Below are 12,371 nucleotides of genomic sequence, written 5' to 3'. Positions count from 1 at the left end.
CGGTTCCGCGCTACGGTGGCAGACATGCCGCGCGGACATGTGCTGGTGCTCGATGACGAGCGGGCGATCTTGACGACCCTCCAGAAGGCCCTGTCACTCGAGGGCTACACGGTCGACGTCGCCGGCGGCGTCGGGGTTGCGGAGGAGAAGCTCGCGAAGCGGAGCTACGACATCGCGCTCTTCGACGTCTCGCTGCCCGACGGTGACGGCGTGGAGCTGCTCCAACGGATACGCGTTGCCGGCTCGGAGCTGCCTGTCGTGATGATGAGCGGCCACGCGACGGTCGACGCCGCCGTCCGCGCGACGCGGCTCGGGGCGATCGACTTCCTGGAGAAGCCGCTCTCGACCGATCGGCTGCTGCTCGTGCTCGAGAACACCCTGCGCCTCGTCCGCGCCGAGGCCGAGGCGAAGGCGCTGCGGACGCAGACCGGCCAGGTCGGCGAGCTCATCGGAGAGAGCCGGGCGATGCTCGACCTGCGCGAGCAGATCGCGCGCGCGGCGAAGGCGACAGCGACGGTCTTCGTGACGGGCGAGCGCGGCACCGGCAAGGAGCTCGTCGCGCGCGCGATCCACGGCGCGTCGAAGCGGGCGCGCGGGCCGCTCGAGAAGATGAACTGCGCCGCGGTCCCGAGCGAGCTCATCGAGAGCGAGATGTTCGGGCACGAGGCCGGCGCGTTCACGGGCGCGACGAAGCAGCGGCGAGGCAAGTTCGAGCGCGCGAGCGGCGGGACGCTGTTCCTCGACGAGGTCGGGGACATGCCGCTCGCGATGCAGGCGAAGCTGCTCAGGGTGCTCCAGGAGCGGGAGATCGAGCGCGTGGGCGGGCACGAGACGATCAAGGTCGACGTGCGCGTGGTGGCGGCGACGAACCGCGACATCGAGGCGGCGTGCCGGGAGGGGCAGTTCCGGCCGGATCTCTATGATCGGCTGAACGTGCTGCCGCTGTCGCTGCCGCCGCTGCGCGCGCGGCGCGAGGACGTGCCGCTGCTCGCGCGGCATTTCCTCGCGCTCGCGACGCAGGCGAACGATCGGCCCGGGATGGCGTTCACGGACGGCGGGATGAGCATGCTGGTCGCCTACAGCTTTCCGGGGAACGTGCGGGAGCTGCGCAACATCATCGAGCGGCTGGTGATCCTGACGCCCGACGAGACGATCGACGAGGGCGACGTGAAGGTCTGCCTCGGAGGGCAGCAGGCCGCGATGAAGGGCGGGCTCTTCCGGCCGGGGGTGCCCTTCCGAGTGCTCGCGGAGGAGGCGGAGCGGGCGATCCTGGAGGAGGCGCTCGGCCATCACGGAGGGCAGATGGCCGCGACGGCTCGGGGGCTCGGGCTCGAGCGGAGCCACCTGTACAAGAAGTTCAAGGCGCTCGGTCTGCGGGGGGACAAGGGCGAGGCGGAGGACGAGTAGGGCGCCGAGGGGGGCGGTTCTTCCGGGAGGCCGCGCCGAGGGGAGGGTCTGCGCGGCGGCCGCGGGTGGGCGCTCGGCCATCCGCCGAGACGGGAGCGCGGAGCTTGCGCTGAGAACACCGCCCGGCATGTCTCCCTTCGGGCCATGCCACCTGGGACGTTTCGTCGCGCGCCACACAAGGCGCGCCTGAGACGTGGAGCCAGCTGGGACCTTATGGCACCTCGGTCGGTGCTCGTCGCGCCCACCCGCCGCCGCCGCGCAGACCCTCCCCTCGGCGCTACGGGAGTGGAGACGCAGGACAGGACGGACGACGCATGGCCTGGACCGTGACGGGTGTGGTACGCGGAACCAAGATGCTGCGATCGCTGCACTTGGAAGGCGTGGGGCCGGCCGACCAGCTCGACTTGGGGCTCGGCGAGCGGCTGAACGTGCTCACAGGAGACAACGGACTCGGCAAGAGCTTCGTGCTGGAGGTCGCCTGGTGGGCGCTCACCGGAACGTGGACGGAGCGGCCCGTGCTGCCACAGCCGGGTAAGGAGGCGAGCGCACGCATCTCCGGGGAAGCCAAGCCGGGCACCGAGTTCGAGCAGTTCGAAAGCAAGTACGATCGTGTTGCTCAGCAGTGGCGCGACAGGTTCGGTCGCGACACGGGCCGCAGCTGGACCAATACTCCTTCCGGGGTGGTCATATCTTCGTGGGTGCGCGGCCTGGTCCCGGTACTCCACGTCCGTACGAATGGCGCGTGCTCCGTCTGGGATCCCTGTCGAAATATTCCCTCGATGGGCAGCGCTCTGTACCGGCTCTCGTCGTCGCCTTCGCCCGATCCGCAGCCCTATCTCTTCGAGGAAAGACAGCTCTGGGACGGGCTCGTTCACGAGGGAAAACCCGTCTGCAACGGGCTCGTCCAGGACTGGGTGACGTGGCAGCTCGAGGCGGCGGACAACGACGGGGCTCACCCGTTCGAGCTCCTCTGCCGCGTGCTCGATCAGCTTTCTCATCCCGAGGAGACGATGAAGCCCGGCAAGCCGGTGCGGCTCTACCTTGACGACGTGCGCAAGTTCCCGACCGTCGAGCTACCGTACGGCACGATCCCCATCATCCACGCGTCGGCCGGGATGAAGCGGATCCTCGCGCTCTCCTACCTCATCGCGTGGTCCTGGTCGGAGCACGTGCAGGCGTCACGCCTGATCGGCTGGCAGCCCTCGGAGCGCATCGTCGTGCTGATAGAGGAGCCCGAGACGCACCTGCACCCCAGGTGGCAACGCCACATCGTCCCTGCGCTCCTCGGTGCCCTGAGCGGGCTCTCCCCGTCGATGCGCCCGCAGGTGCTGCTGACGACGCACTCGCCCCTCGTGCTCGCGTCGATGGAGCCGCACTTCAAGCCGGCCAGGGACAAGCTGTTCGTGTTCGAGCTCAACGGCACTGACGTGACCGTGCGCGAGCTCCCCTGGGCGAAGCGCGGCGACGCGATCGGGTGGCTCACGTCCCCGGTGTTCGGCCTGGAGCAGGCGCGCTCGATTGAGGCGGAGCGGGCCATCGAGGCTGCAGAGGCGCTCATGCGCGGCGAGACCAGCGCTCTGCCGGACGGGCTCAGGACCGAGGAGGAGATCCATCGGGAGCTCATGCGCCTCTTGCCGGATCAGGATCGCTTCTGGCCGCGCTGGATCGTGCGCCGGGAGCGGGCGGGCGCATGATCCCGTTCGAGCGCACGCCTGAGCCCGCGGACTTCGATGTCAGAGTGCGAAAGCCCGGCCAGCGGCGGCTCGCCGAGGGCGGCGCCAAGAGGATGCCGGACTACTGGCGGCGCGCTGCGCGCGACCTCCGGGCAGCTTTCAAGGGCTTGTGCGGCTACACCGCGATGTGGCTCTCGACCCCGGGGACCGTTGACCACTTCATCTCGCGCGATGAAGATCCCAGCCTCGCGTACGAATGGGCCAACTTCCGCTACGCGGCGGCGTGGATCAACAGCAGCAAGAGCGCGCTCCGCTCCGACCATGTGCTGGATCCATTCGAGGTCGGAGACGGCTGGTTCGAGGTGATCCTCCCCTCGTGCCAGATGGTGCTGACCGATCGCTGTCCGCCCGAGCTCCGTGATCGCGCGCAGACCATGCTGAAGCGGCTCAAGCTCGGCCATGGCGAGGAGATCGTCTCCGTCCGGCAGGAGTGGTACCGGATGTACTGCGAGGGAGAGCTCAGCCTGGAGGGCCTCGCGCGCTGGGCGCCCCTCATCGCGCGCGCGGTGCGGAAGCAGCGGGAGCAAGCAACCGCCGAGCCGGCGGCAAGCGACGGTGCCCCGCGCTCCGCGCAAGAGGAAGCGTCGAGCGCATGACTGCTTGCCGCGCGGTGAGAATCGGCCGTGGAGAAATGTTCGCCCAGCAGCGTCTGCCCCGGAGCGGCAGACGACACACCAGAGCCTGTCGCATAAATCGCCAGCCAGGCTTCAGAAGGCGCTGTGCCATCAAGTAAGGCGGTACTGGCGACCGTTTCCGGTTCGCCGAAGGCTCCCTGCCTCCTCCCAACCGTTTCCGGTTCGCGAGGGCTCCCAGCTGCGTCCCCGTAACCGTTTCCGGTCCGCCTGCGGGGCCGGACCCCGCGCATCTTCACCCAGCGCGCGGCGATTTGCTCTGGCACCACGCGAGCGCCGGAGGGGGTCTCCGCGCGGCAGGGTGCGGGTGGGCGCGGCGAGCACCGACCGAGGTGCCATAAGGTCCCGGAGGGCTCTACGTCTCAGGCGCGCCTTGTGTGGCGCGCGACGAAACGTCCCAGGAGGCAAAACCCGACGGGAGACATGCCGGGCGGTGGTCCATGCGCAAGCTCCGCGCTCCCGCCTCGACGGATGGCCGAGCGCCCACCCGCACCCTGCCGCGCGGAGACCCCCTCCGGCGCGTGCAGCCGGGATCCCCACCCCTCCCCTCGCCCCGAGCCCGAGCCCCGAGCCTCAATCCGGCATCGCCCGCGGCGCAGGCGGCGACGCGCCCTTCATCGTCTTCTGGTACTCGATCGCCTGCTTCGCGAAGTCGTCCCGCTTCATCTTCGCGTACGCCTTGGCGAGCTCCCCATAGATCTCCGCCGCGTCCCCCGGCTTCGGCCCGGACAGGAGCGCGCTGTTCAGCTCGTAGATCGCCGACACGTGCCGCCCCGTGCGCGCCAGCGCCCGCGCATAGAGCCGGTGGATCTCCGGGTTCGCCACGTCGACGAAGATCGCGCCCTCGCCGACCTTGCGCGCCTCCTCCCACGCGCCGCGCTCCACGAGCAGCCGGAGCAGCCGCCGCCAGACCCGGCGATCGTGCTGGTCGAGGAGCGCGAGCCGGCGTAGCGCCGAGAGCTCGCCCGCCGCGTCCTTCTGCCGGCGCGCGAGGTCGTAGAGCCCCTGGAGCGGCTCGGCCTGCGTGGGATCCTGGCGCGACGCTGCCTCGAGGTTCGCCTTCATCTTCGCCGCGTCCTTCTTCAGCTCGGCGAGATCGGCGAGCTTCATCCGCACGACGTAGCCGTCGTTCCCGTCGGCGATCATCTTGCTCAAGAGCCTCGCCGCCTCGTCGGGCTTCTTCTCGGCGAAGGCGGCCCGCACCTTGAGGTAGGTCGCGTCGGGCTGCTTCGGGTCGACCCGGAGCGCCTCGGCGAGCACCGCCTCGCCCTCCTGGCGCTGCCCGTCATCGAACAGCGCGAGCGCGAGCTCGACGAGCCGCTTCGCGTCCTTCGGAGCGCGCGCCGCCGCCTTGCGCGCCTCGTCGAGCGGCGGCGCGTGCAGATCCGGGACGTACTGCTTCTCGTAGCGCTCGAGGCGGGGCTTCAGCCACGCACGGAAGCGCCGGTCGAGCTCCTCCGCGCTGATCCCGAGCGACTCCTTCACCACCTCCTGCGTCCGCTTGCCCGCGGCCCATCGGGGCAGCATCGAGACCACCTTCGGGAAGCCGAACTCGCCCGCCATGAAGACCACGATCTGGCTCGCCGCGAAGTAAGCCATCGTCACGTCCTCGATGTCGTCGACGTGCGTGAACGCCCGGTTGAACCCGTCGACCGCCGGGATCCTCCCGCCCTTCAGGGCGGCGAACAGCGCCGGATCTTCCTCGCGGTGCCACTCGGGCCGCCGCACGATCGTCTCGTACTCGCTGAGCCCCTCGGTGAACCAGCGCGGGACGTGGTTCTTCGACATCTGGATCGCGAAGACGTGCCCGAGCTCGTGCCACAGCACGTTCCCCCAGTTGAACTCCCCCGCCGCCGGGCTCAACGCCGCGAGCGTCTGGCCGAAGCAGACGCCCTGGATGCCCACGTTGGGCAGGCCGCTCGTCCTGACGCTGAAGTTCTCCGTCGACGCGTAGAGCTCGATCGAGACCGGGACCTTCGGCGTGAAGCCGTAGCGCTTCACCATCGAGCCCCAGGCCTCCTCGAGCATGCGTGGCACGTACCGCTCGAGGATCGCGCGCTCCTGCTTGTGGTAGCGGACGCGGAACGTCTGCCCCTCCACGGTCACGTACTGCGCCGCGATGTCCTTCTCGTAGAGGTTCAGCGTGTTGAAGACCCGCACGTTGAAGCGGTCCTTGTCCCAGGCCTTCTGGAGCGAGAGCACGCCGCTCTTCTCGTCGCCGGCGCGGATCAGGTTCAGGCCGAGCGTGGCGTGCGCCTTCGCGTCGTTCGGATCGACCTGCGTCGCCTCCCCCATCATCTTGACGATGTCGTCGTAGCGATGCTCCCACTCCGCGAACTCGCCGACGATCTGGAAGAACCGCGAGAACTCCGGGTTCAGGCCGAGCACCTTCGCCTTGATGGCCTCGAAGCCGGCCGCGTCGTCGGCGAGGAAGCGGCCCGCCGCCTTGATCGAGAGCAGCGCGAGGTCGTTCGGGTTCACCTTGAGCCCGCGGTCGGCCGCGGCGTCCGCGGCGTCGATGTCCATGTCGCGGAGCGCGAGCCCGGCGCGGACGAAATACGCCTCCGCGAGGTTCGGGTTCACGGAGAGCGCCTGCGCGACCTCGCTGTCGGCGCCGCCGAAGTCCATCGCGCTCTCGAGCTTGACGCGCGCCATGGCGACGCGGCAAAGCGGATCCTTCGGGGCGAGCTTGAGCGACTCCTTCACGACCTGCCCGGCGTGGCCGGGGTCGTATTTGTCGAGGAACAGCTCGGCCCGCCAGAGCAACGTCTCGACCCGCTGCTTGCCGCCGACCTTCTCGGCCGCGTTGAACGCGTCGTTCGCGTCGCGCGCGCTCCGCAGCAGGTGCGCCGCGCGCCCGACGAGCGACAGCCCCTCCGCGTCGCTCGCGGTGATCTTGTCGTCGTTGTAGTCGTCGATGATCGTCATCAGCGGCGCGCGCGCCTCGCCCCGCTTGCCCGACTCGATCAGGAGCTCGCCGAGCACGAGCCGCGCGCGGCGGGCCTCGTCCTCCCGCTCCACCTCGCGCACCGCCGCGATCGCCTCGGCCATCTTCCCGCGGCGCGCCAGCGCCTGGGCCCGGAGCGGCGCGGCGGCGATCCGCGCCTCCTTGCCGAGCGCCGCGGCGGCCTTCGCCGTCTTCGCCGCGTCGTCGTAGCGGCCCGTGAGCAGCTCGATCCGCGCCTTCGCGAGCAGCGCCGCGGCGCGCTCTTTCCCGCCCTGGAGGCCGAGGACGACCTTCTCAGCCTCCGCGTAGTCGCCCTGCGCGAGGAGCGCCTCCGCGCGTGAAAGCGAGGGGGACGGCTCGCCGGAGGCGGGAGCGGGGGCCGCGCAGGCGGCGGCGACGAGGAGAGCGGCAAGAGAGCGGCGGATCGAGTGGCTTCGCATGTCACCCCGTGCGCAACCGTGCGCGACCGTTCGTCAATCGTGCACGACCGCACGCAAACGAACGCAAACCTACGCAAAACGAACGCAATCTACGCAAAACGAACGCAAACCTACGCTGAGACGCGGCGCCCGGTCGAGCCGGGTGAGGCCATCGTAACCGACGCCACCGGCGCGACCGAACGGCGAAAGGCCGAGCATGAGCGAGCGCGCGAGGGCGCGCCAGGGCGCGCGCTCCCGCGATCGTGGTATGCGGGCGTCCATGGCAAGCAAGCTCGCCGGGCGGGTCGTTCTCATCACGGGCGCGTCGTCGGGGATCGGCGAGGCCCTCGCCCGGGAGGTCGCCCGGCGCGGCGGCCGGGTCGTCCTCGCGGCGCGGCGGGCCCAGCGGATCGAGGCGCTCGCGACGGAGATCCGGCGGTCCGGCGGCGAGGCGCTCGCGACCCCGTGCGACGTCACGCGCGACGGCGACGTGGAGCGCGCCGTCGCGCAGGCGAGCGAGGCGTTCGGGCGGCTCGACATCGCCATCGCGAACGCCGGGTTCAGCGTGGCGGGGCGCGTCGAGGAGCTCGCGCTCGACGATTTCCGCCGGCAGTTCGAGACCAACGTGTTCGGCGCGCTGCGCACCGTGAAGGCCGCGCTTCCGGAGCTCAAGCGATCGCGCGGCGGCGTCGCGCTCGTCGGCAGCGTCCTCGGCTACCTCGCGGTCCCCGCGGTGGGCGCCTACACGATGAGCAAGTTCGCGGTGCGCGCCCTCGCCGAGACGCTGCGCGCGGAGCTCCAGGCCGAGGGCGTCGCGGTCACGCACGTCGCGCCGGGGTACGTGGCGAGCGAGATCCGCCAGATCGACAACGCGGGCAACCTGCACGAGGGCGCCCCGGATCCCGTGCCGCCCTGGCTCGTCATGCCGGCGCAGACGGCGGCGCGACAGATCATGGACGGCATCGCCGCGGGGCGCGCCGAGGTGATCGTCACCGCCCACGGCAAGCTCGGGGTATCGCTCTCGAGGCACGCCCCGGGGCTCCTCCGCGCGACCGTGTCGAGGCTCCCGCGAAAGCGCCGCGCCGCCGGGGGCTGAACCGCCGCGGCGCCGCCTACGGCGCGGCCGGCGCGAGCTCGCGCCGGACGAGCGCCTCCAGGGCGTCGATGAAGCGCGGCCGCGTGTTCACGGCCGGCGCCCGGGAGAGCCGCGCGAGGCCCGCCTCACGGGCGAAGACCTGCGCCTCCACGTCGAGATCGTAGAGGGTCTCGACGTGATCCGCGACGAAGCCGATCGGCGCGATCAGCGCCTCCCGCACGCCGCGCGCGGCGAGGCCGTCGAACGTCGACCGCAGATCCGGACCGAGCCAGGCGTCGCCGGTCATGCCCTGGCTCTGGAAGGCGACGAGCACCGGGTTTCCGCGGGCGGCGATGCGGCGCTCCACCTCGGCGGCCATCGCGCGGAACTGACGCTCGTACGGATCTCCGGCGGCGATGATCCGCTGCGGGAGGCTGTGGGCCGAGAGGATCACCGCCACCTTCGCCCGGCCCTCCTCGGGGATGCGCGCGAGCGCCTCGTCGATCACCTCGACGAAGGCGTCGATCAGCGCCGGCTCGAGCCCCCACGCAGGCACGCACCGGACCTCCATGCCGCCCTGCTCGGAGGCCGCTTCGCGGACGACGGCGTGGTAGACGTCGACGGACTGCGGCGCGAGCGGCAGCGAGACGACGCGCTTCACGCCGCTGCGATGGAGCGCGCCGAGCACCTCGGCCGGATACGGGTGCCAGAGGCGCCCGGCGATGGCGACCGGGAGACCGAGCCTCGCGGCGAGCGCGTCCGCCTGGGCCTGCGTGATGCGCATGAGCGGCGAGCCGCCGATCGCCTGGAAGCGGCGGCGGACCTCGTCGATCACCTCCGGCGGGGCGGGCCTGCCGCGGCGGATGTTGGTGACGAATGCGGGCAGATCGTCGAGCCGCTCGACGGTGCCGTGGCAGCTGAGGAGGACGGCGGTGGTCACGGCGCTACTCTACATCGGCGCCGCGCGCGCAGCGCAGCCCTCGCCGGCGCGTGAGGGCGCCGCCGCTCGCTGGCGCTGGCTCAGTCCGCGTCCCAGGCGACGACGACGCGATCGTGGCCGATGAGGCCGTTCTTCTTGCGGGCCAGGTGCTGGGCGACGACCCGATCGCCGGCCGCATAGACGCGCACCTCCATGTACGCCAGCCCCTCGTCGGTCTCGATTCCGTCCAGGATCTCCGTCGAGTCGAGCTGGCGCTCCCAGCCCGAGACCGGATCGCGGAAGAGGTCGCTCTTGAGCCGCTCCAGGATCGCGTGCCTGCCGCTGGTGACGCTGGGGTGGGCCGGCGGATCGCGGCTGCTCACCTCCTCGATCACGGCGTCTTCCGCGTAGATCCGGGAGAGGGCCTCGATGTCCTTGCCCCTCAGGGCACGGGTGATCTCTGCGAGCAGTCCACCGTTCACCCGCTGGGCCGAGGGTCGCGTCCGCGCCGAGCCTTCCATGCCTGCTTGCATGGGACGCAGCGGCGCAGGCGTCGAGCCCGTGCCAGGGCCGCGCGGCAACGATGACGGTGATGAAGCGATGAAGCGATGAAGCACCGCATCCCGGCAGCGAGATCGGGCCGCGACGCGAGCGTTACGGATGTGACAGACGAGCGCTGAGCTCGGTGGGCAGCCCTCCTCCACATGGCTACCCGCCGAGATCGCGCGGCTGGCGGCGAGTTGCAGCGCCAGGACGGACGTGATGAATAAGGAAGGTTATGACGCAGCGCCGCACGGTCGTGCTCGCCGATCTCCATCTCGTGCGCCAGACGCCGCGCGACGTGACCGCCGATCTTGCCCGGTTCGTGGAGGCCCACCGGGGGGCACGCATCGTGGTCGCGGGCGATCTGTTCGATCTCTCCTCCGAGTCGCCCTGGATGCCCCGGCCGCGTGCGCTGCGCGAGGCGCTCCTCGCGCACCCGACCGCGCGGGCGGCGCTCGCCGAGCACCTCGACCGCGGCGGCGAGCTCTGGCTGGCGGGTGGCAACCACGACGCCGAGGTCGGGGCGCCCGACTTCCCGGTGGCGCTGGCGGAGGCCCTCGAGGTGACCGGCGAGGCCCGGTCGCGGATCCGCACGACGCCCTGGTTCTTCCGCGAGGGGGCGATCCATCTGGAGCACGGCCACCTGTACGATCCGGACAACGCCCCGGCTCACCCGCTCGTGGTCGGCGAGCGCAGCCTCGGCGTTCACTTCGTCGAGGAGTTCATCGCGCCGACCGGCGCGCACCGCTATCTGCAGGCGAACGATCAGACGCCGCTCAGCTTGTTCCTGTCGGCGTTCACCTGGTACGGCCCTCGCGCGCCCTACGTCATCTACCGCTACTTCCACGCGGCGATCGGCGCGATGTTGAAGAGCGGCCCGCTCTACCGCGCGGGAGGCGAGGCCACGGTGGGCGCCGCGGCCATGGAGCGCTTCGCGCACGAGCTCGGGGTGCCGCGCGCGATGGCGGACGCGCTCGTCGGGCTCGGGGCCACGCCGACCCTGGAGAGCGCGGCGCGCACGTTCACGCGGCTGTACTTCGATCGCGTGATCGCGACGCTGTCGATGGGCGCCGGGATCGCGGCGCTCGGGCTCGGCGCGCGGGGGACCGGCGCCGCGGCGCTCGGGCTCGGCGCGCTGCTGATGGGCACGAGCTGGGCGAGCGGGCACAACCGCTACGCCGGCACGGTCGCTGAGCGCCTGGCCGAGAGCGCCGGCCGCGTCGCAAGGACGACCGGCGCGAAGCTTGTCGTCTTCGGCCACACGCACCGCGAGGCGCTCGGCGACGGCTACGCGAACACCGGGAGCTTCTCGTTCCCTCGCGCCGCGCCCGGCCGGCCCTACGTGGAGATCGAGGGGCCGCCCGAAGCGCCGCGCGCGATGACCCGCTTCTGGCGAGCCGTGGCGTGACTCCGACCCGCTAGACGCGGGTGCCCGCGGCTCTAGCCGCCACTCGCGTGCGCGGTGAGCGCGCCCTCGACGAGGTCGAGCGCGAGCGGGACGTCCTCTTCCGGGATCGGCGCGCCGCCGAGCATCGCTGCCAGCAGCCGCTCCCTCGGCTCCGGCCGCAGCAGGACAGGACCGCCGCCACAGGCCCGGCAGACGAGGCCGCCGCGCGCCGGGTCGGCACAGGCCGACTGCGTCGTGTCGCAGGCGCGCCCGCAACGGACGCACTGCATGAGCTCGAGGCCCCAGCCGAAAGCGACGAGCAGGCGAAGGCCGGTCTCCGCGAGCAGCGCCTGGGGAGGGGCCGTGGACACCTCGTCGAGGCGGTCGAGCAGCTGGTTCAGCTCGCTCCACGCCGCCTGCTCGGCGGTGTGCGCCGGCGCGATCTCCCGCACCCAGCGCAGCGCGCGCCCGGCCACCTCGAGGCGCCCGAGATCCCCCGCGAGGCGCAGGCGCGGGCGCTCGATCGCCGCTTCCGTGAGCTGGGCGAGCTCCGCGCCCGGACGGATCTCCAGGCTCACGCGGAGCAGGTGCATCGGCTCGAGCGCCGGGAAGCGCTTGGCCGAGCGGCGCGCTCCGCGCGCCGTGGCAGAGATGAGCCCCCCCTGCTCGGTGAAGAGCCCGACCAGGAGGTCGGCCTCACCGAAAGGTACACGCCGGACCAGAAGCGCCCCGGTCCGGAGGCGCTCCGTCCGCGGGCGAACCGATCGAGGCATGGCAGGTACCGGCGGTTATGGCGCGAACCGCGCGCGAGCGCCCGGCGAAAATTTGGCCCTCAGGCCGAGAGGGAGGTACGAGCCCTCGCGAGCGTGCCCTCCGACAGCTCCGGCGGCATGTCGTGGCCGCGGGGCCTGAGCACGATGCTGAGCGCCAGCGTGAAGAGGATGAGCAGCAACACGAACGCGATCGCGACCCCGAAGCGCCTGCTCTGGGTGCGGCGCGCGGGCGCCGCGATGGGCAGCGGTGTCACCAGCGCGATCCGGCGGCTCGCCGTGTATCGGGCCAACACCTCCTCCATCGGGAGCGAGACCGCGCGAGCGTACGCCTTCAAGAACCCCCGGACGAACACCTCGCCAGGCAGGTCGTCGAAATGATCTGCCTCGATTCGTTCGATGGAGATCACCGGGATGCGCGTGGCGCGGGCGACTTCCTCCACGCTCATGGCCCGGGCCTCACGCGTGCGTCTCAGGTAGCGTCCGATCGACTCCATCCCATTCCACCCATCGTCATTCGGTCGTCACTCTACTCACCC

10 protein-coding genes are annotated in these 12,371 nt (G+C 71.4%); 5 read left to right on the top strand and 5 right to left on the bottom strand.

What is annotated here, in order from left to right; translation table 11 throughout:
* The first annotated feature begins 24 nt into the window (after positions 1 to 24).
* The 3 genes from WMF45_RS09445 to WMF45_RS09435 all read left to right on the top strand — a co-directional run bounded on the left by WMF45_RS09445 (position 25) and on the right by WMF45_RS09435 (position 3,736).
* Positions 25 to 1,407, top strand: coding sequence for a sigma-54-dependent transcriptional regulator (locus WMF45_RS09445; RefSeq protein ID WP_437716600.1), 1,383 nt, complete (start codon positions 25 to 27; stop codon positions 1,405 to 1,407).
* 353 nt (positions 1,408 to 1,760) lie between these two features.
* Positions 1,761 to 3,101 carry an AAA family ATPase gene (locus WMF45_RS09440; protein WP_437716599.1) on the top strand — a complete coding sequence of 447 codons (1,341 nt, stop codon included), beginning with the start codon at positions 1,761 to 1,763 and terminating at the stop codon, positions 3,099 to 3,101.
* Positions 3,102 to 3,145: 44 nt separating this feature from the next.
* Positions 3,146 to 3,736: a hypothetical protein gene (locus tag WMF45_RS09435; protein WP_437716598.1), complete on the top strand. Its 591-nt coding sequence runs from the start codon at positions 3,146 to 3,148 to the stop codon at positions 3,734 to 3,736.
* Positions 3,737 to 4,345: 609 nt separating this feature from the next.
* Here WMF45_RS09435 and WMF45_RS09430 read toward each other — a convergent pair.
* A complete protein-coding gene (locus tag WMF45_RS09430; protein ID WP_437716597.1) occupies positions 4,346 to 7,159 on the bottom strand; it encodes a tetratricopeptide repeat protein in 2,814 nt (937 codons plus the stop codon).
* A gap of 259 nt (positions 7,160 to 7,418) precedes the next feature.
* Between WMF45_RS09430 and WMF45_RS09425 the strand changes: the two genes are divergently transcribed.
* Positions 7,419 to 8,234 carry an SDR family oxidoreductase gene (locus WMF45_RS09425; protein WP_437716596.1) on the top strand — a complete coding sequence of 272 codons (816 nt, stop codon included), beginning with the start codon at positions 7,419 to 7,421 and terminating at the stop codon, positions 8,232 to 8,234.
* Between the two features lie 16 nt (positions 8,235 to 8,250).
* Here WMF45_RS09425 and hemH read toward each other — a convergent pair whose 3' ends face one another.
* Both hemH and WMF45_RS09415 read right to left on the bottom strand, forming a co-directional pair.
* The gene (gene hemH, locus WMF45_RS09420) at positions 8,251 to 9,153 is read right to left on the bottom strand and encodes a ferrochelatase (RefSeq protein WP_437716595.1); all 903 of its coding nucleotides are present in this window, start codon (positions 9,151 to 9,153) and stop codon (positions 8,251 to 8,253) included.
* Positions 9,154 to 9,233: 80 nt separating this feature from the next.
* Positions 9,234 to 9,665 (bottom strand): hypothetical protein, encoded by a 432-nt coding sequence (locus tag WMF45_RS09415; RefSeq protein WP_437551164.1) that lies wholly within the window; start codon positions 9,663 to 9,665, stop codon positions 9,234 to 9,236.
* A gap of 245 nt (positions 9,666 to 9,910) precedes the next feature.
* On the opposite strand from WMF45_RS09415, the gene WMF45_RS09410 reads away from it, so the two are divergent.
* A complete protein-coding gene (locus WMF45_RS09410; RefSeq protein WP_437716594.1) occupies positions 9,911 to 11,083 on the top strand; it encodes a UDP-2,3-diacylglucosamine diphosphatase in 1,173 nt (390 codons plus the stop codon).
* A gap of 32 nt (positions 11,084 to 11,115) precedes the next feature.
* Here WMF45_RS09410 and recO read toward each other — a convergent pair whose 3' ends face one another.
* Positions 11,116 to 11,835, bottom strand: a complete 720-nt coding sequence (gene recO, locus WMF45_RS09405; RefSeq protein ID WP_437716593.1) for a DNA repair protein RecO — start codon at positions 11,833 to 11,835, stop codon at positions 11,116 to 11,118.
* A gap of 59 nt (positions 11,836 to 11,894) precedes the next feature.
* Complete coding sequence (locus tag WMF45_RS09400; protein WP_044964367.1) at positions 11,895 to 12,329, bottom strand: helix-turn-helix domain-containing protein; 435 nt, start codon at positions 12,327 to 12,329, stop codon at positions 11,895 to 11,897.
* Between the last annotated feature and the right edge of the window lie 42 nt (positions 12,330 to 12,371).

The organism is Sorangium sp. So ce448 (assembly GCF_051520915.1).
Classification (GTDB): Bacteria; Myxococcota_A; Polyangia; order Polyangiales; family Polyangiaceae; genus Sorangium; species Sorangium cellulosum_B.
Note: the sequence above shows the minus strand (reverse complement) of the source record. Positions and strands in the feature narration are given on the sequence as shown.

Bases quoted from the DNA above. Each gene is read 5' to 3' on its own strand.
- WMF45_RS09445 (WP_437716600.1), top strand. From the start codon at position 25: ATGCCGCGCGGACATGTGCTGGTGCTCGATGACGAGCGGGCGATCTTG.
- WMF45_RS09440 (WP_437716599.1), top strand. From the start codon at position 1,761: ATGCTGCGATCGCTGCACTTGGAAGGCGTGGGGCCGGCCGACCAGCTC.
- WMF45_RS09430 (WP_437716597.1), bottom strand. From the start codon at position 7,159: ATGCGAAGCCACTCGATCCGCCGCTCTCTTGCCGCTCTCCTCGTCGCC.
- WMF45_RS09425 (WP_437716596.1), top strand. From the start codon at position 7,419: ATGGCAAGCAAGCTCGCCGGGCGGGTCGTTCTCATCACGGGCGCGTCG.
- WMF45_RS09415 (WP_437551164.1), bottom strand. From the start codon at position 9,665: ATGCAAGCAGGCATGGAAGGCTCGGCGCGGACGCGACCCTCGGCCCAG.
- WMF45_RS09410 (WP_437716594.1), top strand. From the start codon at position 9,911: ATGACGCAGCGCCGCACGGTCGTGCTCGCCGATCTCCATCTCGTGCGC.
- recO (WP_437716593.1), bottom strand. From the start codon at position 11,835: ATGCCTCGATCGGTTCGCCCGCGGACGGAGCGCCTCCGGACCGGGGCG.
- WMF45_RS09400 (WP_044964367.1), bottom strand. From the start codon at position 12,329: ATGGAGTCGATCGGACGCTACCTGAGACGCACGCGTGAGGCCCGGGCC.